Raw genomic sequence first — 22,288 nt, 5'->3', positions numbered from 1 at the left:
GTCTTCAGAAGCCGGACGGCCGTCCGGCGCTGCATCAAAAATCAAACGAGGCTTCAGGCCGGTCAGCGAACGCATCCGCCAGCATCCGGCGCGTGCGAGTCAGCAATGGCGGCAACCGGTTGGGGTCGAAAAAGCCAACATTGACATTCTCGTGACCGGCTTGCTGCAATTCACCGCCAATGATCCGGGCCGCGAAAAAGATAGCCAAAATCTGCGACTGATCGCCGTTGGGGTAACTCCACGCAAAATCGGGGCCGCTATAGATCCCGATCAGCTTAAATGGCTCCAAGATCAGGCCAGTCTCTTCGTGAACTTCGCGCACCAATGCCCGCGCCGGCGACTCATCGAGGCTGATCGTCCCCCCCGGCACATCCCATAGCATCACATCGGCTCGCCGGCATAGCAATATCTGCCCCGCTTCATTGCGGACAAACCCGCTCGCGCGCACTTGCAGAATGCGTTGATGGCCAACGTAGCTGCGCAGCCAGCGTGTGTATTTCACGGTCATACCCGGCTCCTGTTGAGAATAGCCCCCAGATTCAAACATGAAAGATCTAGCGAATTTTTGGTCGCTTTGCTCAAGTTGACGGCTATTATAACACTTCTCACTACGAAGAGCTGCTTGCTAAAATCGCTCGCGGTGCGGCGGGAGCGGGTTGGAGAGGCATGAGATAATCATGGAAACCTGCCCAAAACCCCAAACCGGCCAAGCCCACAATGTCGCGTCGGTCGCTGCGCATCCCAACAATGACAGCATTCCCTAATCTCTGCTCCCCCCTCCCTCATACCTGTCCCTTCAACCACGCTGTCAAAGCTTGGCTCTGCGGACGATCACTCAGGCGCACCCAGCTTAACTGGCGCTGCACCACCAGATCAGGAATATTGAGTACCTCAAGTTTGCGGGCAATCACCTCGGCTTTAATCGTTACACGCGAAACCATGCTCAGGCCCAACCCGGCGCTCACTGCCTGCTTCACCGCCTCGGTGCTGCCCAACTCCATCACCGGACGGATCGTAATCCCACGTGCCGCTAAGGCTTGTTCCATTACCTCACGGGTACCCGAACCGGGTTCGCGCAAGATAAACGGCGCGCCGTTGAGTTCGGCGGCAGGCACATGAGCGCGCCGGCTAAGCGGGTCATCGGGTGGGGCAATCACCACGAGTTCATCGTTGCGCCATGGCGTAATCTGAAGATGTTCCTGTGGCGTGACCGGCCCTTCCACGTAGGCGATATCGATCCGGTAGGAGAATAAGTGATCGAGCACCTGTTGGGTATTGCCAATATCGAGAAACAGCTCAATCCCCGGATATTGGCGGTGGTACGCCCCCAGCAGCGGCGGCAGCAGATAGATGCCAATCGTGCTGCTTGCCCCAATTGCCAGTCGGCCCCGTTGCAAGCCGCGCAACTCTTTGAGCGCCTCGACCGCCAATCGTTCGTGGGCAAAGATCCGACGCGCATGCTCGCCGAGAACGATACCGGCTTCGGTGGGAGCTACGCCGCGCGCACGCCGCTCAAGCAGCACGGTATTGAGTTGTCGCTCCAGCTCTTGGACTGCCCGCGATACTGCCGATTGGCTCATCGTCAGCGCCTCGGCGGCGCGCGTAAAGCTGCCATAATCAAGCACGGCGACGTAGATCCGCAACAGGTGCAGGTTGAGGGTCACTTTCAGGCCTCACAATTAAGATACGTGAATCAGAATGGCTGCATTGTACCATGCAGATGAAAGGATAATGATGGAGTGCGGCAGTCACACTGTCGCACTCCATATACCGAAGTCTCCTGAGTTACTAGCGGCAGTCACACGACCGCATTCCACCCAGACGCCTTACCATGTTGCAGGTATGCACTTATTCGATGCCTCACATTGAAAATATCTGCTTGCTCGATAAGTAGGTTTCTGTTACGATATAATACAACTGTGATCTTATTCTCATAGCCAGAAAGAGCTGGCCATGACAAACTACGGCTTCCTCATCGATCAGCGGAAGTGTATTGGCTGCCATGCATGCAGTACGGCCTGCAAGTCGGAAAACGAAGTGCCGCTTGGGGTCTATCGCACGTGGGTGAAGTACGTTGAAACCGGCACGTTTCCCAACACCCGCCGCCACTTCCAAGTCACCCGCTGCAACCATTGCGCCAATCCGCCCTGTGTCCGCATCTGTCCTGTCACCGCGATGTACCAGCGCACCGACGGCATCGTTGAGTTTGATCCGAAGGTGTGCATCGGCTGCAAAGCCTGTATGCAGGCGTGTCCTTACGACGCGATCTACATCGATCCTGACACGCACAACGCCGCCAAGTGCCATTTTTGCGCCCATCGCGTTGATCAGGGTCTCAAACCGGCCTGCGAGATTGTCTGCCCCGAACAGGCGATCATCTCTGGCGATCTCGATGATCCGAACAGCTTGATCAGCCAATTGATCGCCCGCGAGCCGGTGTCGGTGCGCAAGCCCGAACAGGGTACAGCGCCAAAGTTGTTCTACATCGACGCCGATCAGACCACATTGACGCCAACCGCCTCAACCACCAGCTCGACCTTTATGTGGGCTGATGTGGTCAGCGAGCAGTTGGTGGGTCACCACCACGGCAACGGCAATGGCCGGGTGAAGGCCGCCCGCGAGGTCATCCCGCTCACTGCCGCTTCGGGTGCGAAGATCCGCCCGCCGCGCGAGCAAGGTCTTGGGATCGGCCAGAGCGCGTTGATGATGGGCGGGCGGGTGGCCGGCCACATGGTGCAGACCGCCTATAACGCCCAGCACAAGATTCCGTGGCACTGGCCGGTGCCGGCCTATTTGGTCACGAAGGGGATTGGGAGCGGCGTCTTTTTGGCGATTGCCGTCGCAGTCGGATTGGGGCTAGCGCCGCTGGCCGCGCCGCTACTGGCGATAACACTCTTTGTCAGTTTGCTCTTTATCGGCATCACCACTGGCTTGTTAGTCTTCGATCTCGACAAGCCGCATATGTTCTTTACCATTCTCACCCGGCCGCAATGGCGCAGTTGGTTGACCCGCGGCGCGTTTATTCTGATCGGCTTTACCGGTGTAGCTGGGTTGTGGTTCCTTGCTGAAGCCGGTGCGGCCTTTAATCTGTGGCCGGAAGCGGCCATCGCCGGGTTACGCCCGCTCTTTGCGTGGGTAGGCATACCGCTGGCGGTCATGGCCGCAATTTACACCGCCTTTCTCTTCGCCCAAGCCGAAGGTCGCGATCTTTGGCAAAGCCCGCTCTTGCCGGCCCACTTGCTGGTGCAGGCGCTCATGGTTGGCGCAGGAACGCTGTTGCTCATGGCGCCATTTGTGGCGATGCCAGCCGAAATTCTCACCTTGCTCGGCTGGCTGTTTGCCGGCGGCCTTGCGCTCGATCTCTTTATGCTCCTGTTAGGTGAATTCGGCATTCCACATGCCAGCGAAGTTGCGGCCCGCGCCGCCCATGACATTAGCCACGGTCGCTACCGCCGCCACTTCTGGCAAGGTGCGATTGGGGTGGGTCACGTAGCGCCGTTGGCCCTGATCGCGCTAGCCTTACTCGCGCCCGCTTTGGCTGCGCCGCTCTTGGCGGTAGCTGGCTTGGCCGCTATTGCTGGCCTGTACGCCTTTGAATATGCATTCGTTATGGCGCCGCAACACGTGCCGAACAGTTAGGAAAGGTGTGGTTATGGCGACGTCATTGCTCAACCGTTTGTTAGGAACGCTCAGCCAGAAGCCGCAAGCGCGGGTCGAACCGCTGGCCCCGCCGGTCGACCGGTATGTCACTAGCGATGCGCCGGCAACTGTACCGGCCAGCACTGAGTTGCGTGACTATCCGCCGGTTGAACGCTGGAATGACTGGACGGAGTACGATCCGAAGCTGTGGCCGCAGAAGGTGGCCCGCCGCTATACGTTGGTACCGACGATCTGCTTCAATTGCGAGAGCGCCTGCGGCTTGCTGGCGTATGTTGATGTCGAGACGCTCAAGATTAAGAAATTTGAGGGCAATCCGCTCCATCCCGGTAGCCGGGGCCGCAACTGCGCCAAGGGGCCGGCCACGCTCAACCAAGTCTACGATCCTGACCGCATCCTTTACCCGCTCAAGCGGGCCGGCAAGCGCGGCGAAGGCAAGTGGGTGCGTGTCTCGTGGGACGAGGCGCTCAACGAGATTGCTGGTCGCATCCGCAAGGCGATTATCGAAAAGCGCCAGACTGAAATCATCTATCACGTTGGCCGCCCCGGTCACGACGGAATTATGGAGTGGGTACTGCCGGCATGGGGAGTTGACGCCCACAACTCGCACACCAACGTCTGTTCATCGGGGGCACGCTGCGGCCAAGCAATGTGGATGGGCTATGACCGGCCTTCGCCCGATCATGCCAATGCCCGCGTGATCCTCCTGATCAGCTCGCACCTCGAAACCGGCCACTATTTCAACCCGCATGCCCAGCGGATCATGGAAGGCAAGATGGCCGGCGCCAAGCTGATCGTGCTCGATACCCGCCTCTCGAATACTGCCTCGCTGGCCGATGAATGGCTCTCGCCATGGCCGGGTAGTGAAGCTGCTATCCTGCTCGCAATCGCCAATTATCTCATCCGCACCGGCCAGTACAATCGCGACTTTGTGCGCCGCTGGGTGAATTGGGATGCCTATCTGCGCGCCGAGCATCCCGGTACGCCGGTCAGCTTTGAGCATTTCGAGATGAAGCTGCAAGAGCTGTATGCCCAATACACCTTCGAGTTCGCCGCCCAAGAGAGCGGGGTCAGCGCTGAGCAGATCGAGCGGGTGGCAAAGATTGTCGCTCGTTGCGAAGGCAAACTGGCTACCCATAGCTGGCGCAGCGCCACCAGCGCCAATCTCGGCGGCTGGATGATCGCGCGCTGCCTCTGGTTCCTCAATGTGCTCACCGGCTCGATTGGTGTCGAAGGCGGCACCTCGGCCAATGTCTGGGATAAGTGGGTGCCGCGCCATCCCAACATGGCGCCGCATCCGAAAGTCTGGAATGAATTGACGTGGCCGCAAGAGTACCCGCTCACCTTTTATGAGCTGAGCATCCTGTTGCCACACTTTCTCAAAGAGGGTCGCGGCAAGGTTGACACGTACTTCACCCGCGTCTATAACCCGTTGTGGACGAATCCCGACGGTATGAGCTGGTTGGAAGTGCTGACCGATGAGAGCAAGATCGGGTTGCACGTCCATCTCTCGCCGACGTGGAGCGAGACCGGTTGGTTCGCCGACTACATTTTGCCGATGGGGGTCGGGGCCGAGCGCCACGATATGATGAGCCAAGAGACCCATGCCGGTTGCTGGATCGCCTTCCGCCAACCGGTGTTGCGCGAAGCGATGCGGCGCTTGGGCAAGTCGGTTAAAGACACTCGCGAAGCCAACCCCGGCGAAGTCTGGGAAGAGACAGAGTTCTGGATCGAACTGTCGTGGCGGATCGATCCCGACGGTAGCCTTGGCGTGCGCAAGACCTTTGAAAGCCCATACCGGCCCGGCCAGAAGATTACGGTTGATGAGTTGTACGGCTGGATGTTCGAGAACCACGTACCCGGTTTGCCCGAAGCAGCGGCGAAAGAGGGCTTGACCCCGCTTGAGTATATGCGGCGCTACGGTGCGTTCGAGATTCGCAGAGGCGCTATGCCGACCTTCGACAAGCCGCCAAGCCCAAGCGAATTGGCAAACGCGGCGATCGATCCTGAAACCAAGATCGTCTATACCAAGACGCCGGCCCAGCCGTCGTCGAATATCACGCCGCTGCCCTACTTCGAGCCAGACCCGGAACGCGGACGACCAATCGGTATCCAGCTCGAAGATGGCACCATCGCGACCGGCTTTCTTACCCCGTCGCGCAAACTTGAGTTCTACTCGACGACGCTGCGCGATTGGGGTTGGCCCGAATACGCCATTCCGACCTATATCCATAGTCACGTTCACCCCAGCAAGGTGGATCGGAACAAGAATGAAGTCGTGCTTCTCTCGACCTTCCGCTTGCCGACGTTGATCCATACCCGCAGCGGCAACGCGAAGTGGTTGTACGAAATCAGCCACAAGAACCCAGTTTGGATCCACACCAGCGACGCCGAACGGCTAGGGTTGCGCACCGGCGATCTGATCAAGGTCATCACCGAAATTGGCTACTTCGTTGACCGAGTCTGGGTGACTGAAGGCATTCGCCCCGGCGTAATCGCCTGTTCTCACCACTTGGGACGCTGGCGATTGCAAGAAGACGGTGGCGGCAAGCTCTCGACCGCGCTGGTAGAATTGAAGCAAGAGGGCGATGGTCAGTGGAAGATGCGCCAAGTGCATGGCATCAAACCTTACCAGAGCGAAGACCCCGATACGGCGCGAATTTGGTGGGAAGATGCCGGTGTGCATCAGAACCTGACCTTCTCAGTGCATCCCGACCCAATCAGCGGTATGCACTGCTGGCACCAGAAAGTGCGAATCGAGCCAGCCGGCCCGAACGACCGCTACGGCGACATTTTTGTTGACACCAAGCGGGCGCACGAAGTCTACCGCGAATGGCTAGCGATGACCCGTCCAGCGTCGAAGGTCTCACCCGACGGCTTGCGCCGGCCACATTGGCTGTTGCGTCCATTCCGCCCGGCGCGTGAAGCGTACTTGTTGCCGAGGAAAAAGTCGTGACGGCATATTCCGAATTGGTGGCCCGTCAGGCCTTAGCCAGCCTGATTGGCCGCCTACTGCTAGCGCCGCCTGCCGCCGAATTATGGGCGGAGGCGGCGATGTTGCCAGAACTAGCTGATGTAATGGGGGACGGGCGCGAGGCGTTAGCCGTCGCCTACGAATATCTGATTGGGCGCAACGTCTACCCTTACGAATCGCTTTACCGCGACGAAGAGCTGATGCTCAACACCGCCGCCGCCGAGCGAGTGGCGGCATTGTACGAGTCATGCGGTTTTGTCCCTGATCCCAATGTGGGTGCGCCAGACCATTTGGGGTTGGAACTGACCGTCCTAGCACGCCTGATCGCGACCGAAGCCGCCGCGCAGGCGAATGGCGACGCTGCGCTGCGCAGTTGGGCGCGGCGGCAAGCGACGACATTGCTGCACCAGCATCTCGCCGGTTGGGTGCCGATTTGGGCGCGCACGGTGCATCGCATTCCGGCCCATCCCTTTTATCAGACGGTGGCCAGTTTAGTGGTGGAGTTGATCGGCAGCGAACTTGAGCGGCTAGCCGGTGAGCCGGTCGTGGTACAAGAGTATATTCCCCTGCAACCGGCCACCCCCCACGACGAAGAGACCGATCTGAGCGCGCTGATCCGCCATCTGATCACGCCGGTCAAAGCTGGCTTCTTCCTCAGCCGGGCCGACTGCTCGGCACTGGCGCGGCAACTGGGTTTCGCAATCCCGATCGGCGACCGCTTTGGCATGGCGCGCACCCTGTTCGAGACAGCCGGCCAGTTCGAGCAGGTCGAAGCGTTGATCGCCGCCCTTCAAAATATTATGTCAATTGAAACTACAGAGCTGCGCCGACTGATCGCCGCCCAACCGGTGTGGGAACCGGCCTTGCAACCGTGGCTGGCGCGGTTGGCGGACAGGCGCTGGTTAGCTGTGAACTAAGCTTGTCCCCACACCCAGTCCTTCTCCCACCGGGGGAGGGGAGTGCCCGCACCCCGCTCCCGATCCCCCTTCCCCCGCTGCGGTAAGGCTCTTTCCCCCACTCCCAACCTCTCCCCCGCCGGGGAAGGGGAGTCGGACTCCTTGCCGCAAAGGGAGCCAAGGCACGAAGAATACCAAGGGCGCAGAAAGTGTTGGGGGAAGAGCCGCTCCCCAAATTGTCATTGCGAGCCGAGCAGTCAGAATCGAGCACCACTCGGCCCGCTGTGAGGTGAAGCAAGCTCTCGCGTGAGTAGGAAGGATCTGCTCAGGCATGGCGTGCGCTGAAGCAGGAGATTGCTTCGATCGCTGCGTGCCCTCGCAATGACAGCGTGACTCTTCCCTGCCCCCTCCGCATCCTCAGCGCCCTCTGCGGTAAAAAACGCTCCCACCATTAGGAGAGAGGAGCTGGGGGGTAACGCCGAGGCGCGAAGCATACGGAAAGGCGCAAAGGGGTTTTGACTGATCGCTTTCCCTCCGCGTCCTCAGCGTCCTCTACGGTAACCCCTCATCAGGGGAGAGAAGGGAGCGATGGGAGAGGGCCTTGCTCCATCCACCGCCGTCGCAAAGCCGCCAACACCCCGCGCGCCTCGAGACGGGCAAGCGCGCGGTTGACCTCAGCTTCGAGCTGGAAGGCGGCGGCGGGCATCGCCAACACATACGGCTCGTAAGACAGCGCAGCGGCGATACGCAGATCGCCGTTGGCCAGCGCACCCAATGCGGCCACATGATCGAGGATCGCGGCATCAATCGCGCCAGCGCGCAGGGCGTGCGTCAGCGATGCGGCTTCTTCGGCTTCAACGAGCGTCACCGGCGTCGTCAAAGCCAAGCGGCGCGCCAAGGCATCACCCTCGCTGCCCAACACTACGCCAAGGCGGCGATCGCGCAGATCGAGCAAGCCGGCAATCGGGCTAACGGCTCGTGTAACCAGCATCAACCCACCATCGAAGTAGGGTTGGGAAAACCGGGCACGGTAGCCTTGTTCGGGAGCGTAGGGCAGAGCTGAGGCAATCAGATCGGCCTGCCGGCTAGTCAACTGATCGTAAAGGGCATCAAACCCGCTCCGCACAAACACCACCTCAACCTCCAACTCAGCAGCCAATGCTTGTACGAGTTCGATGTCAAAGCCGGTCAGCATCCCATGTTGATCTTCGACAAACGGGCGGTAGCCGGGATCGACCGCCACCCGCAGCACACCACGCTCGCGGATACTGGCATAGACCGGGTCGATTGGAGCAGCGCCAGTCTGCACGCTCCACACCAGCCATACGTAGGCTGCCACCGTCACAAGAGCCATCCCATCAAGCCAACGATGCCAGTGATGCAGCGAGACATTGCCCATGCCGACGAAGCCCTTCATTGGATCCTGCGCATTGCACATGCGCCGCAATGCGCATCTATCTGCTACATTCAGAGCCGGCGCAAATTTATGAGAGCATTCTCATCTTTACGCCTTGACCGCTCATCTAACCATCGGTATACTTCATATAGCAGCATCGTAATAATCATAACACGTAGTATTTTCCCCCGTTCGAAACGTCAACGTATCAGCGCACAGCCGTCACGTCAATTTTGGAATGGGAGTCGCGCATGGCAATTGAGCCCTACCACCCAACCCCTAATTCAACCGCTACGAATCGCGAGCAGGAGCTAGAGAAAAAGATCGCGAAACTGTTCGAGCGCTGGAATTGGAAGCTATTTCGATTCTTGCGCTTGATGCTCTTTCTCGGCATTGGCATCTGGCTAGCGGCTAACCTCCTCCCCGGCATTTTTAACATTATTATCACCGGTGAAATCGGCAATCTGATCCTCCAAATCATTCCGGTGGCCGTATACCTCTTCTTTTTCATCGGCTTCCAGTTCTGGCTGATGTACTTCTTTATGGCCCGAACCCGCATCTACTGGGTCAAGCCGGGTGAAACGGGCGTCAGCTTCAAAGATTACCGCGGCAATCCCGAGGTGTTGGAAGCGGCGCGTCGGGTGGTGACGCTACTCAAAGGTGCGAAAGAGTTTAAGCAAATGGGTGGCGAAGTCACCCGTGGCATCTTGCTGATTGGGCCTCCGGGCACTGGCAAGAGCTACCTTGCGCAAGCGATCTCAACTGAAGCCGGGGTGCCGTTTGGCTACCTTAGCGCGCCATCGTTGCTCTCGGCGTGGATGGGTATGGGTAACATTAAGGTGATGAACCTCTACCGTAAAGCCCGTCGCTTCGCGCGCGAATACGGCGCATGCATCCTTTTTATTGACGAAATTGACGCGATTGGCATGGCCCGCAGCTCGAACTTAATGGGCACTGGCGCTGCTGGCGCAGGCATGAGCAATCGCGAGAATGTGGTGATGGGTGTTGGCGGCATGATGGGTGGTGGCAGCAGCTTGCTTAACGAGCTGCTGTTGCAGATGGATCCACCGCCGCAAGAGCAGACATGGTGGGGCAAGCTGCTGCGTCTCGTCGGATTGCGGCGCGGCAAGGCCGAAATGCCGCCGGTACTGACGATGGCTGCTACCAACCTTGCCGAAACGCTCGACGCCGCGCTGTTGCGCCCCGGTCGCTTTGACCGCAAGATCGCGGTGGAGCCACCCGACGCCGATGGCCGCCGCGAAGTGATCGAATATTACCTGAGCAAAGTCAAGCACGAGCCGATGCCGATTAATCGCATGGTTGCCGACACGATCGGCTATACACCAGTGGCGATCAAGTATGTGATCAACGAAGCTACCATCCACGCCCACTTCGATGGCCGCGCTGCAATCAATTACTGGGACTTCACCCAAGCGCGCGAGATCCACGAATGGGGTCTTAAGCAGCCGATCCGCAGCATGTCATACGAAGAGCGCCGGCGAATAGCGTACCACGAAGCCGGCCATGCCTACGCCGCCGTCAAACTGCTCAAGAAAGAGCGCCTGACCAAGGTGACGATCGTGCGACACGGCAACGCGCTCGGCTTTGCAGCGTGGAAGCCGGAAGAAGAGATTCACACCCGCACTCGCGAAGAGTTGCTCGACCGGATCAAGATCGCACTGGCCAGCCGCGCCGCCGAAGAACTATTCCTCGGCACGCAAATGAGCGGCGTCACCAGTGACTTGCAGAGCGCAACTGGCATTGCGGCGATGATGGTCGGTGCGTATGGCATGGACAACAGCTTCTTCTCGTACCTGCTCTTTGGAATGCAAGGGTTGTCAGCGCCGGATGTCAAGCCGCGGGTCGAGGCGATCTTGCAAGAGCAGTACCGGATCGTCAAGCAGATGCTTGAGCAGAACCGGATGGCAGTGATTGCGATCGCCGAGGCGTTGATCTTGCGCAACGAGCTGACCGATATTGATGTGAACGAGATTTTGGCCCGCGTCGAGGCCGAACATCCCTACTTACCGCCGAGCGAGAAGCCGGAACGGCCAGCTTTTGGCTTTGCCGCGGCGCTGGCGCGCTCGAACACCACACTGGTACGCCGCCGCCGTGAAGCAGTGGCACTCCCGGCTCCTAGCCGGCCAGCGCCTGAGATCACGATTATCGATGCGCAGCGCCGGGAAGGGGTGGAAGGCGCAACGTCGTCGTAGCGATGGGATAGGTGCGTACAAAGCGGCGAGACGGATCGTAAGGGCGGGTTTGCAACCCGCCCTTACCTTACTATCCCGGCATACTATTGCTGATGCCACACCTACGAGACCGTGTATAATCAATCCTGATAGAAGACATAGCAGATACCTGAGGAGTGCCATGACCGAGACAACCCTCACCACGCATGAACTTTTGCGCCAACGGTACGGCGATGCTATACCCGAACAGATCATCAGTAACCCGGCGATCGATCTGCTGCTCAGCCACCGCTCGGTGCGCTCGTATAGCAATGAACCGCTGCCGGAAGGCACGCTCGAAACCTTAATCGCAGCGGCGCAATCGGCTGCCACGTCATCGAACCTGCAAACGTGGAGCGTGGTGGCAGTGACCGACCCAGAACGCAAAGAGCGGCTAGCGACACTGGCCGGCAACCAAAATCACATCAGGCGTGCGCCACTCTTCTTGGTCTGGCTCGCCGATCTCAACCGGATCGCGCAGGCGGCGGAAGCGCGCCAGATGCCGCACGACGGGTTAGATTACCTTGAAATGTGGCTCGTCGGTGTAATTGATGCCGCGCTCGCAGCGCAAAACGCGGTGATCGCCGCCGAATCGCTCGGCCTTGGCACCGTCTACATCGGCGCAATCCGCAACCAACCGCTCCATGTCGCCACCGAATTGCGCCTCCCGCCGATGGTGATGCCCGTGTTTGGCATGTGCGTCGGTAAACCCAACCCTGACCGGCCAGCAGCGATCAAGCCCCGCCTGCCGCAGGCTGCCGTCCTGCATCGCGAAGTGTACCAGCCTGAGCAAGTGCCGCCAGCGGTTGAGCACTACAACGCCACGATGGCCGCCTTCTACACCGCGCAACGGATGAATGTCGAAGGCGACTGGGTTGATCACTCGGCCAAGCGCGTCGCCGGACCGCAGAGCCTGTCGGGACGCGATGTGTTGCGCGATGTCCTGCACCAGCTCGGCTTTCGGTTGAAATAACACAACCTCGCTCACGATCATTTCACGCTCCCGCTGCGCAATACCTTGTGCAGCGGGAGTTATGTTATACTATATAAAGTTTTGAGTAGTTTTAGTGAGATTCCTGAGCCTTGCGAGCGCCGTGTATAACTAACAGTACAGATGGTGGAGCGACGCACTCTTCAAAGGTGAGGGTGCAGGTTGTTTGCGGCATACGTTCGGTTGCGATTTTAAGGGCGCGTTGAGCGAACGTTGACAATTAGCGCGTGAGCAGCCTCTTTTCATTGCGAGGGGGCGCAGCCCCGCAGCAATCCCCCGCTACGGCGGGATGGATGCTAGAACAAGGCACATCCGTACTCGTGGGAGATTGCTTCACCGCCTCCGGCGGCGCGCAAGGACAATGTGGGGGAGTGGGGAATTGCTTCGCTCCGTTGCACTCGCAATGACACGCGGGGAGTAACTAAACGAACAATGAGCGACAAAGAACCGCCAACCTATCTTTCATTATCGGCGGCCAGCCAGTTGTTAGGGGTGCATGCCTCGACCTTACGGCGCTGGGCCGATGAAGGGGCCGTGCCGGTGTACATCACTCCCGGTGGGCACCGCCGTTTTGCCCGCGCCGATATTCTCGCGCTGGCGGCGCGGCGGCCCTTGCCGGCGCAATCGATCAGTAGCGTCCTAGCTAGCAAAGCCTTAGCGCAGACACGAAGCGAACTATCAAATCCTTCGACAGCACCCGCGTGGATGATGACGATGGAGGAGCATGAACGGCTAGAATGGCGGCGAGTCGGCCAGCAGTTGATGGGAGTGGTGTTGCGTTATGTAAGCTCACACGATGAGCATAGTCCATTACTCGAAGAGGCGCGGGCTATTGGCTTGAAATACGCCCGGCTGGCCCGTGCCACCGGCTTGCCGCTGACCGATGCAATTGCCGCGGCGCTCTTTTTTCGCGATTCGCTCGTTGAGGCGGCAATGGATCTCCCCGAGGAAGCCCACCTGCGTCCGGCTGAGAGCGCTCGGCTCTTGCGCCGGATCAGCCGAGTGGCGAATGAAGTGCAACTGGCAGTCGTTGCTGGTTATGAAGCAGAGGAGTGAACCGTGGATGCGAAAGAACAACGCTTGAATGTGCCACGCACGCTGAAACTGGGCACCTTTCACATCGGTTCATCGTTCATTGATCTGTTGACATCAGGTGTTTTGAATCGGGTGTTGATTACCGATTTAGCACTCGCTGCCACACCGGTCGCGTTGTTATCGGCGCTGCGCTACTTGTTAGCGCCGCTCAGCATCTGGGCCGGATACCGCTCAGACTTGCGCCCGCCCGGCAAACTGCGTCGACTGCCCTTTATCTGGGGTGGACGTTTGCCAATGCTGTTATCGTTACCACTCTTGCCATTCGTAACCGGATTGTTGGCGGCTAATCCCTCATCGGTATTAGGGTGGGGGCTAGCATTCTTTGCCTTTCTCATCTACGGCGTTGGTACCCTTATTTCGGGAGCTACCTACCTTAGCCTCGTGCGCGATAGCGCCCCGCCGGCTCGCCGTGGGCAAGCGTTGGCGATTGTGCAGGTCTTTTTGGTGATCAGCTTCCCGTTGGCGGGAGTCATCTACGGTCGCCTGATGCCAGTGTATGATCAAGCTAGTTTCTGGCGACTCGTGCTGATCGGAATGACCATCGCGTTTGCGTTTATCGCCTTTGCCCTCTGGCGAGCGGAACGCCCAGCGGAAGCGGTGGCAAACGTTGATCCAACCCCACCCGAACCGTTTCTGCCGCTCTTGCGCCAGATGTGGTCGGATCAGCGAGCGCGCTGGTTCTTCCTCTTCCTCGCGCTAGGGGCGGTGAGCGCTTTCGCCCAAGACGCGGTGCTCGAACCGTTCGGCGGTGATGTGTTTGGGTTAGATAACGGCCAGACCACCCGCTTCAACGCCTACTGGGGGGTTGGAGTGATGATCAGTCTCTTGGGCACAGTCTACTTCACCCGCCACCGCGCCGCGCACGAGCAGACTAGCGTAGCGATGATTGGATTGGCCTCCACCGCACTGCCGCTATTCTTGCTCAGTATGATCGCGCTCACCGAATGGCAAGCCTTGCTTATTCCGGTGCTATTCTTGTTTGGCTTGGGCTTTGGCATTTATACCGTCGGCGCAGTATCGTTGCTGGCCGCCATGACCACCGAACGGCACGCGGCAGCGTATCTTGGCCTGTGGTCGATGACGCAATTACTCTTCCGCGGTCTCGGTATCTTTGCCGGCGGTGCGGTGCGTGATGTTGCGCTTTGGGCCAGTGGCTCGTATACTATCGCCTATGCGAGCGTGTTTATGCTCGAAGCAATTGGTCTTGTCGCCTGCATCCTGATCTTGCAGCGAGTCGACGTACCCGGCTTCGTGCGCGGCGAGAGCCGGCCACTGGGAGCAACGGCAACGTTGGCCGCAGCGGACGGGTGATTGAAACCGTGGTTGGGTAGCTTGGGGCCGGTTTGGAACCGGCCCCGACGATGCCCGCCGCTAACGGACCAACACTATGCGCCTTGCACACTTCTGGCTGACCTTGTTCACGGTGGTTTTGATCGGTTGCGGTAGCACCGCCCCGCTTACCCCAACCCGCTCGCCCGTTGAAGTACGGCAAACACAAATTGCTCTCCAAGGCTTACCGACCGTCCCGCCAGCGCCAACCGAATTGGCCCGGTCTACGGCAACACCACGGCCAGCGATCAATCTGGTTGAGTTGCTCAACCTGACCGATGATGATCCGCGAGCGCTCGGCGATCCCAAGGCGCCAGTGCTCATGATCGAATTCACCGACTATGAATGCCCCTTCTGCGCCCGCTTTGTCAACGAGACGCGCCCGCGCATTATCAGCGAGTTTGTCGAGACCGGGGTCGTGCGCTTGGTAGTGCGCGACTTCCCGCTAAGCTCGATCCATGGTTCGGCAGTCTTGGCGGCGAGCGTGACCCACTGCGCGGCAGCGCAAGATCGGTTCTGGCCGGTATATGAGATGCTGTTCCAAACCCACGGGGTGGAGTGGGGCGGGGTGCCGAAGCGCGACCGAGCAACGTTGATCGAGCTGGCCGGCAACCTCGCTGTTGATACAGAGCAGCTCATCGCCTGCCTCGACAACCCGGCGACCGAAGCGGCGGTGTTGGCTGAGGTTGAAGCGGCTACGCGATTGGGTATTAATTCAACGCCCAATTTCCTTGTCAATGGCCAATTGGTGCGGGGCGCATTGCCGTTTGAAAGTTTTGCCAGTTTGATTAGACAGTTAGCCGGACGGTAGGGGCCGCCCGCAACACCCCGGCTAATGCTACGATCATCACGGCCAACACAGCAAGCTGACCAGCAATATCGGAGAGGGTAGCGCCGCGCTGGACAATGGAAATCACCGGATCAACCATGTAGAAGGTCGGGAAGAATTGCGCGATCCATTGCGGAATCATCGGGAACAGCCCGATCAGCGCCGGCGCGTAGAGCAGCAAACCGAGCGCCTTGACCGTGGCGAACAGCGAGTTGATGTCGTTGACCAGCACGCCGAGCAGAATGCCGAACTCAGCAGATAACACTGCGCCGAGGAAGAGCACTAGCAACACCAGCCATATCTGGCTGCTCCATGCGCCATTGAGGGCCAGCACTAGCAGCGCCATCACCGTGCTCAGTGCCACGCCAAGCACCCCCTTGGCGACATAGATCTCGGCGCGGGTCGCCGGCGTCACCAGCAGCGCGTTCAAGGTGCGGCGCTGCTTCTCGCTGACCAACGATGAGGCCGGCAGCATCAGCGCGCCGAACACCACCGTCATCAAGACCAGCAACGGCAACAACCGCTGTTGCCACGTCAGCTCGTTGTTCGCACCGAGTATCGTCGTCGCGATGGTGACCGGAGGTTCGTGACCAGCTAGCTCGCGCAGCCAATCGGCAATCGCGGTACCAATCAAGACTCGATCGCGCAGCAAACTCTCACCCCAAACATACACGGTCAGGCTGCCGTGTTGCCCACTTAACACGCGCTGATCAAAATCGGCTGACACCAGTAATCCCACATCTACTGCCCCATTCGCCGTCGCGTCGCGCACCTCGGCCTCACTCGCGTAGCGACGTACCATCAGGCCCGGCATCGCTTCGGCCAGTTGGGTCAGGCGGGAAGCGCCGGGATCGACGATCCCTAGCCGCGGCTTACCGCTAAAGAACGTGCCAAAGATCAGGCCGAGCGCCAAACTCAGACCAAGCGGCACCACAATGGTAAAGATGAAAATAAAGTTTTTTGGCCCCTGCACCGCCTCGCGGTAGAGCAGGGCAAGGATACGGCGCAGACTCATGCGAACCTCCGTTGTAAAATGGCCATGCCTAGCGCCAGCAAGAGCAGAGCCGAAGCGGCCAGCGGCAGCAGATTGCTGCCCACCTCGGCCCAGCCTGCACCAAAATTGAGCGTGCGGTAGATCGTGTCAACCAGATAGTGGGTCGGGATGAGCCGGATCCAATTGGCGGCCAAACCGGGGATCAGGACGGTAAAGGTGGGCAGGGCCATTATCAACAGCGCCAGCATGCCCCACCCCATCACCGACATCAGATCGCGGCCAAGCGAAGCGATCAAAAACGCGACGCCGGTCATCAATACTGAGCCGATTAGCAGCGCGGTCAGATTGAGGAATGCCGCCTGCGCCAACCCACCGGTGACGGCGAGCAGTACTACCGCCTGCGCAAAGGCAAAGAGCGAACCGAACAGACTCTTGGCGACAAATAGGCCACGCATCGTCAGGGGCGTCACCAACAGCGCCCGGATCGTCCCCTGCTCGACTTCAGCAGCGATCAGACTAGCCAAACCGAGGCACTCAACCATCAACACGAGCACCGCAAAGAGCGGCAACATACGCTGGCGAGGCGCGATCTGCGCGCCGGCCAGATCGGGGCCAAGGATCACCTCACTAATCGTGACCGGTAACGCTTGGCCGGTGAGGTTGAAACTCAACTCGCGGGCAGCCGCTTCGTAAACGCTGACAAAGTCAGGTGTCACTTCCGGGGCTAGCAACAACTCCACGGTCGGACGGGCGCCTTGGCGAAGCTGGTCAAACAGATCGGGCGGAAAGGCAAACCCGACCGTCACCTCGCCGGCAGCCACGGCGGCGCGCAGATCGGTGACGGAAGCGAACTGCTGTACCACCACCGCATCGTCATCGAGCGCCTCGGCCAGCGCCGGCGGCATTTCGGAAATGACCAACCCCACCTTTAGCGTCTCATCAACCGTAGCCGGTAACAGAAAATAGATCGCCGCGTAGGCCACCAAACCGAGCACCGTCACCAAAGCAAACAAGCGATTGGCAAAATAGAGGCGAGCATCTTTTTGGATCAACGCCCAGATGGCAGCAGCGTTCATAGGTAGATTCCTATAGCTAGGCGGATCACTTCGGGCGCGTTGCACCCTCGCAATGACAAAACATTACGCCAAACCGCGACCGGTCAGGCGAATAAAAATATCCTCTAGCGTCGCTTCTTCGCTATGGAGCGTCACCACCTGTTGATGGGCGAGCAGATCGGCAATTTCAGTCGGCGTTTCGGGACGGTCAAGAATAATCTCGCGGGTGAGCAACTTCCCATCGGAACCAACCACCTCGGCGCGCACCATGCGCTTGCCGTACTGCTGCTTGAGATTATGCGGCGTATCGAGGGCTACGATCTTGCCGCTATTGATAAAGGCGACCCGATGACAGAGCCGGTCAGCCTCGTACATATCGTGAGTGGTGAGAAAAATCGTCGCGCCGCGTTGCTGTTCTTCGAGCATGACGCGCCGGATCGCCTCGGCAGAGGTCGGATCAAGCCCTTCGGTCGGCTCATCGAGAAAGAGAATAGCGGGACGATGAACAAGGGCGCGGGCAATCATTAGCCGCTGCTTCATGCCTTTGGAATAGCGCCCAACCAGATCGGCGCCGCGACCATCGAGACCGACCCGGCGCAGCAAAGCGTTGATATCAACATCGCGCACATTGAACAGATTAGCGAACAGACGCAGATTATCAACGCCGCTCAACTCCTCGTAGAGATTAGGCTGCTCGAAGCAGACGCCAATGCGGGCCTGCACCTGCTTGGGATGGCGAGCCACATCAATCCCCAGCAACAACGCGCGCCCGCTAGCCGGACGGAGTTGGCCAGTCAACATCTTGACCGTCGTAGACTTGCCGGCGCCATTCGGGCCAAGAAAGCCGAGAATTTCGCCGGGGGCGACGGTAAAGCTGATGTGATCGACCGCAAGCAAATCACCATAGCGATAGGTCAGGTCTTCAGCAACGATAGCAGGTTCAGGCATAACGACCTCGCGCAAGACAAGAACCGCCGGTATTGCGCCGGCGGCCCATGCGGTTATGCAGCCATTATAATCCCGTTTCGACAGACTGCAAGATAATGTAAGGCAGTTTTGGGCGCAACTAGCGCAACTAAAGCTTGGCAGAGCGACTACTGCACGAAACAAAAATTATGTCAATTGCAATCAATCATGCTATCCTACCCTATGCCATGCTATGAAATGTGCGAGCGGGCAGCAGACATATTCCCAACCCAAACCGCAACCTAGCCATCTATCATCGAAAGCTTCATGAGCACCGCCCTAACCAGCTTCACCCACTGCTTCATCTCACCACCCAACCCGCCGGCGGCGACTACCACCCTCTTGCTCTTACACGGCATTGGCGGCAACGAACACGACCTGATCCCGATCGGGCGCGAACTGATGCTGCACGCCGCGCTGTTCAGCCTATGGGGGCGCGTGCTGGAACGGGGCATGCCGCGCTTCTTTCGCCGCTTTGCCAAGGGTGTCTTTGACATCGCCGACATCAAACGGCAGGCAGTGGCGCTCTATGCATTTCTCAACGCTGCGGCCCTAGAATATAGCGTTGACCGGCAGCGGGTCATCGCCGTTGGCTACTCAAACGGAGCCAACATTACCTCCACGCTCCTCTTACTTCACGGTGCCGTGCTGGCCGGAGCCATCCTGTTGCGGCCAATGACACCTCTTAAAGCTGAACCGTTGCCTGAGCTAGCGGGCGTGCCGGTGCTTGTACTAGCGGGTAGCCACGATGGTTTAGTGACCATAGCAGAGACTGAACGGCTCGTGGGTCTGTTGCAAACAGCTAGGGCAACCGTCACGCTGACTATGCTCGAACAAGGCCATCAATTGAGCCAAGAGGACATCCGCATTGCTCGGGAATGGCTACAGGCAGGGCACGTGGTGATTGAATGAGCGATCGGACAAGACGATAGAGTCGTGTGGATCCACGACACCTAAGAACCCCGCCGGAGCCAACTCTGGTAGGGTTCTTATGCCCAAAAACAGGCAAGAACTCCCTACCAATCGGGTTCGGCGCAGAGTACGATCGAACCGTTCAAGCGTCTAGTTTCATCTGGCGCGTTTGCGAAAGGAACATCACATGCGACGAAGACGTAAACCTACCGCAAACTTCGGGATGAGCAGCATCCTGATTGGCGCCGTCCTTATATGCGGCATCATTGGCATCGTTGGCGCACGGATGAGCACTACAGCAGATAACAGCAATCAACCCGGCGCGCGGCCATCGCCAACCATCGTTAGCACCCCACCAGTGACTCAACCGTTGGCTGCCACGCCAACCCCGGCTCCTGCATTACCCACTACCACGCAACCATCACCAACACCACATTCGGCATCACCGGCGCCATCGCCAACGAGAACAACGCCAACTATAGCTGTTGCTTGCCTTGACGGATTGGAATGGGAACCGGCCACGCTCGTGCGGGTGATTGACGGCGACACAATTGACGTGCGGATCAACGGCAGTACCGAGCGCGTCCGGTACATTGGCGTCAATACACCTGAGCGCAATCAGCCGGGATACAGTGAGGCAACTCAAGCCAACCGCAGCCTTGTCGAGAGCGGCCCACTCTGGCTGGCACGCGACGTCAGCGAACGGGATCGGTTTGGGAGGCTGCTCCGTTACGTCATTGCCGGCGAGCAATTTGTCAATCTCGCACTAGTTGAACAAGGGATGGCGCAAGTCGCCACCTTTCCACCCGATGTACGCTGTGCAGACACCTATCTCGCCGCGCAACAGCGAGCGCGCGACAATGGCACCGGCCTGTGGGCGAACCGGAGAGTGCCGGCGACGCAGCCAACGGTTGCACCGGCAACCGGCCAGCTATGCCACCCAGCCTACCCTGATGTCTGCATCCCGCCGCCGCCACCCAATCTTGATTGCCGCGACATCCCGCACCGGCGGTTCCGGGTAAATCAGACGTATGGTGATCCGCATGGCTTTGATGGCGACCGGGACGGGATCGGATGCGAGCGGTAGGGTCGGGACGTTTTGTACCGCACCATTCACTATCTGCCTATGCCTTACCTCCCCATACCCGCCTGACGCAGCAACGCTTACTGGCCATCCAACGCCTCCCATGCCAGCGCATCAGCCAACCGGTTAAGGTCGCACAGAATGCGCACCAGCTTGAACGTCTCCGGGGGAAACTGGTCAATCAGCGCGCGGGTGGTCTGGCAGAGCAGGCAGATCGGTTCGATGCGCACCGCTGCTGCACCACGCAATTGCTCAACCAGCAACTGGCTATCGGTGAGACAGCGCACCCGCCGGTTGGGAAAGCCGCGCCGGATCAGACGCAGTGCCACGTTCAAGGCCTAATACTCGGTCTCGTTGCTGGTGCAGGCTGGCACGCGTCCCGTATAGACCCGGATCACCGCGCCACGCTCGCTGCGCACCAGCACGCCCAAGCCGGCCATGCCGCGCGCCATCAATTTGCACAATCAACCATTCGGCTAGGCGAGCAGGCTAGAAGCGAGGATGAGAACGATCGCGCTGATGATCAGGAAGGTCGTCGCTAGGCAGCCGCGCAACAGATGGGGCGGCAACCAGATCGAGCAAAGTTTGAACGTTAGCGCAGCGATCGCCAAACCGATGCAGCAGAGCGCGCACGAAGCGAGACACCATACCATAACCTCCTCCTCGCCCAAGAGCATCGTGTCAGTAGCGTCGGTGTGCGGCGGAAGATACGAGGCGCTATAGCTTGAGCAGACAGGGAAGAACTTTCACAAATGTGAAAAAGCAGCGAGATTTTAGGGCGAGTGTGAAAACTCGCCCAACAGTCGTCAAACAGCCGCACACCATCGCGGAATGCACCCTCTTTGCCAACGTGACTGCACTCTCTGCTATAATAAAAGGTATGAGCGAACACATCACTCTTGCCGAGATTGCGCGGCTACCGACCGCCTACAACGTCGCGCATATCCGTATCGAACCGAATATCATCCTCGCCCCGATGGCCGGCGTAACCGACAGCATCTTCCGCCGGATGATTCTGCGCCTCGGCGGCTGTGGTTTGGTCAGCACCGAAATGACTAACGCGGCCAGCGTCAGCCCCAAAGCCTTGCGCCGCCACCGGCTGCTCGACTATTTACCGGAAGAGCGCCCGCTGACGATGCAGATTTCGGGCAACGATCCTGATCTGGTCGCCAACGCGGCGCGCATCGTCGAGCGTGTAGGCGCCGACATTATTGACATCAACTGTGGCTGCCCGTCACCCAAAGTGACCGGCGGCGGCCATGGGTCGGCGCTGCTGCGTGATCTGCCAAAAATGGAACGTGTCTTGCGGGCTGTACGGGAAGCAGTCCAGATTCCGGTGACGCTCAAGTTTCGCGCTGGTTGGGACGAACAGAGTCTAAACTACATCGAAGCAGCGCAGCGAGCCGAAGCTGCTGGAGTTGCGGCGTTGACACTGCATCCGCGTACCCGTGAGCAAGGGTATAAAGGGTACGCTGACTGGTCGCGGGTTGCTGAGGTCAAGCGTGCTGTTTCAATTCCAGTGATCGGTAGTGGTGATGTGACAACAGCGGTTAATGCGCTGATTCGGTTACGCGACAGCGGTGCTGATGGGGTGATGATCGGGCGCGGCGCGATCGCTAATCCGTGGATCTTTCGCCAGATCGCCGATCTGCGCCGCGGGGTTACGCCATTTACGCCGGCGCAGGCTGACAAGCGAAACTTGCTGATCGAGTACATGGCCATCTGCGCCGAAGAATTGCCGGAACGGTTGGCTCTGAACAAGATCAAGCAGTTGATCGGCCAGTTCCATGTTGGCTTACCCGGCAGCAACCACCTGCGCGTGGCGGTGCATACGGCAACCAGTCTTGCCGCTGCCCGTGACGCGATTGAGCGGTTTTTT

Annotated in this window: 19 protein-coding genes; 11 read left to right on the top strand and 8 right to left on the bottom strand. The window is 59.1% G+C overall.

The genetic code is table 11. The annotated features are described in order from the left end of the window. Positions 1 to 34 precede the first annotated feature (34 nt). Together Q1A59_RS15155 and Q1A59_RS15150 are read right to left on the bottom strand one after the other, a co-directional pair. Complete coding sequence (locus Q1A59_RS15155; RefSeq protein ID WP_298407125.1) at positions 35 to 508, bottom strand: NUDIX domain-containing protein; 474 nt, start codon at positions 506 to 508, stop codon at positions 35 to 37. Between the two features lie 274 nt (positions 509 to 782). After that, positions 783 to 1,664, bottom strand: a complete 882-nt coding sequence (locus Q1A59_RS15150) for a LysR family transcriptional regulator (protein ID WP_298407127.1) — start codon at positions 1,662 to 1,664, stop codon at positions 783 to 785. Between the two features lie 289 nt (positions 1,665 to 1,953). Between Q1A59_RS15150 and nrfD the strand changes: the two genes are divergently transcribed. The 3 genes from nrfD to Q1A59_RS15135 are packed head-to-tail and all read left to right on the top strand — an operon-like array spanning position 1,954 to position 7,548. Continuing rightward, a complete protein-coding gene (gene nrfD / locus Q1A59_RS15145) occupies positions 1,954 to 3,639 on the top strand; it encodes an NrfD/PsrC family molybdoenzyme membrane anchor subunit (RefSeq protein ID WP_299645201.1) in 1,686 nt (561 codons plus the stop codon). A gap of 13 nt (positions 3,640 to 3,652) precedes the next feature. Next, positions 3,653 to 6,613 carry a molybdopterin-dependent oxidoreductase gene (locus Q1A59_RS15140; RefSeq protein WP_298407132.1) on the top strand — a complete coding sequence of 987 codons (2,961 nt, stop codon included), beginning with the start codon at positions 3,653 to 3,655 and terminating at the stop codon, positions 6,611 to 6,613. Then, complete coding sequence (locus Q1A59_RS15135) at positions 6,610 to 7,548, top strand: molecular chaperone (RefSeq protein WP_298407136.1); 939 nt, start codon at positions 6,610 to 6,612, stop codon at positions 7,546 to 7,548. Before Q1A59_RS15140 ends, Q1A59_RS15135 begins: the two co-directional genes overlap by 4 nt. 547 nt (positions 7,549 to 8,095) lie before the next feature. Here the strand turns inward: Q1A59_RS15135 and Q1A59_RS15130 are convergent. After that, a complete protein-coding gene (locus Q1A59_RS15130; protein WP_298482925.1) occupies positions 8,096 to 8,944 on the bottom strand; it encodes an ABC transporter substrate-binding protein in 849 nt (282 codons plus the stop codon). A 230-nt stretch (positions 8,945 to 9,174) separates the two neighbouring features. On the opposite strand from Q1A59_RS15130, the gene Q1A59_RS15125 reads away from it, so the two are divergent. The 5 genes from Q1A59_RS15125 (at position 9,175) to Q1A59_RS15105 (ending at position 15,380) form a co-directional block, all read left to right on the top strand. Then, positions 9,175 to 11,136, top strand: a complete 1,962-nt coding sequence (locus tag Q1A59_RS15125; protein ID WP_299645200.1) for an AAA family ATPase — start codon at positions 9,175 to 9,177, stop codon at positions 11,134 to 11,136. Positions 11,137 to 11,296: 160 nt separating this feature from the next. Continuing rightward, positions 11,297 to 12,127, top strand: coding sequence for an NADPH-dependent oxidoreductase (locus tag Q1A59_RS15120; protein ID WP_298407144.1), 831 nt, complete (start codon positions 11,297 to 11,299; stop codon positions 12,125 to 12,127). 450 nt (positions 12,128 to 12,577) lie between these two features. Further along, positions 12,578 to 13,201: a helix-turn-helix domain-containing protein gene (locus Q1A59_RS15115; protein WP_298407147.1), complete on the top strand. Its 624-nt coding sequence runs from the start codon at positions 12,578 to 12,580 to the stop codon at positions 13,199 to 13,201. A gap of 3 nt (positions 13,202 to 13,204) precedes the next feature. Beyond that, the gene (locus tag Q1A59_RS15110) at positions 13,205 to 14,551 is read left to right on the top strand and encodes a BCD family MFS transporter (protein WP_298407149.1); all 1,347 of its coding nucleotides are present in this window, start codon (positions 13,205 to 13,207) and stop codon (positions 14,549 to 14,551) included. A gap of 76 nt (positions 14,552 to 14,627) precedes the next feature. Beyond that, positions 14,628 to 15,380, top strand: a complete 753-nt coding sequence (locus Q1A59_RS15105) for a DsbA family protein (RefSeq protein ID WP_298407151.1) — start codon at positions 14,628 to 14,630, stop codon at positions 15,378 to 15,380. Here Q1A59_RS15105 and Q1A59_RS15100 read toward each other — a convergent pair. From Q1A59_RS15100 to Q1A59_RS15090, 3 genes are all read right to left on the bottom strand, one after another. Continuing rightward, a complete protein-coding gene (locus tag Q1A59_RS15100) occupies positions 15,358 to 16,413 on the bottom strand; it encodes an ABC transporter permease (RefSeq protein ID WP_298407153.1) in 1,056 nt (351 codons plus the stop codon). The genes Q1A59_RS15105 and Q1A59_RS15100 overlap by 23 nt on opposite strands. Then, positions 16,410 to 17,468: an ABC transporter permease gene (locus Q1A59_RS15095; RefSeq protein ID WP_299645199.1), complete on the bottom strand. Its 1,059-nt coding sequence runs from the start codon at positions 17,466 to 17,468 to the stop codon at positions 16,410 to 16,412. The genes Q1A59_RS15100 and Q1A59_RS15095 overlap by 4 nt, the downstream gene beginning before the upstream one ends. A gap of 63 nt (positions 17,469 to 17,531) precedes the next feature. Then, on the bottom strand, positions 17,532 to 18,395 hold the full coding sequence (locus Q1A59_RS15090; protein ID WP_298407157.1) for an ABC transporter ATP-binding protein: 864 nt from the start codon (positions 18,393 to 18,395) through the stop codon (positions 17,532 to 17,534). Positions 18,396 to 18,680: 285 nt separating this feature from the next. Here Q1A59_RS15090 and Q1A59_RS15085 point away from each other — a divergent pair, with 285 nt between their 5' ends. Both Q1A59_RS15085 and Q1A59_RS15080 read left to right on the top strand, forming a co-directional pair. Continuing rightward, a complete protein-coding gene (locus tag Q1A59_RS15085) occupies positions 18,681 to 19,325 on the top strand; it encodes an alpha/beta hydrolase (protein ID WP_298407160.1) in 645 nt (214 codons plus the stop codon). 187 nt (positions 19,326 to 19,512) lie between these two features. Continuing rightward, positions 19,513 to 20,412, top strand: coding sequence for a thermonuclease family protein (locus Q1A59_RS15080; RefSeq protein WP_298407163.1), 900 nt, complete (start codon positions 19,513 to 19,515; stop codon positions 20,410 to 20,412). A 77-nt stretch (positions 20,413 to 20,489) separates the two neighbouring features. On the opposite strand, the gene Q1A59_RS15075 is transcribed toward Q1A59_RS15080, so the two are convergent. Together Q1A59_RS15075 and Q1A59_RS15070 are read right to left on the bottom strand one after the other, a co-directional pair. Then, positions 20,490 to 20,744 carry a hypothetical protein gene (locus tag Q1A59_RS15075; protein ID WP_298407165.1) on the bottom strand — a complete coding sequence of 85 codons (255 nt, stop codon included), beginning with the start codon at positions 20,742 to 20,744 and terminating at the stop codon, positions 20,490 to 20,492. Positions 20,745 to 20,885: 141 nt separating this feature from the next. Next, positions 20,886 to 21,062, bottom strand: a complete 177-nt coding sequence (locus tag Q1A59_RS15070) for a hypothetical protein (protein ID WP_298407167.1) — start codon at positions 21,060 to 21,062, stop codon at positions 20,886 to 20,888. Positions 21,063 to 21,289: 227 nt separating this feature from the next. Here Q1A59_RS15070 and dusB point away from each other — a divergent pair. Next, positions 21,290 to 22,288 (top strand): tRNA dihydrouridine synthase DusB (gene dusB / locus Q1A59_RS15065; RefSeq protein WP_298407170.1); only part of this gene is annotated, 999 nt, incomplete at its 3' end.

The organism is uncultured Chloroflexus sp. (genome assembly GCF_937951745.1).
Taxonomy (GTDB): Bacteria; Chloroflexota; Chloroflexia; order Chloroflexales; family Chloroflexaceae; genus Chloroflexus.
The sequence above is the reverse complement of the archived record's forward strand: the minus strand, read 5'-3'. Positions and strand labels throughout refer to the sequence as shown.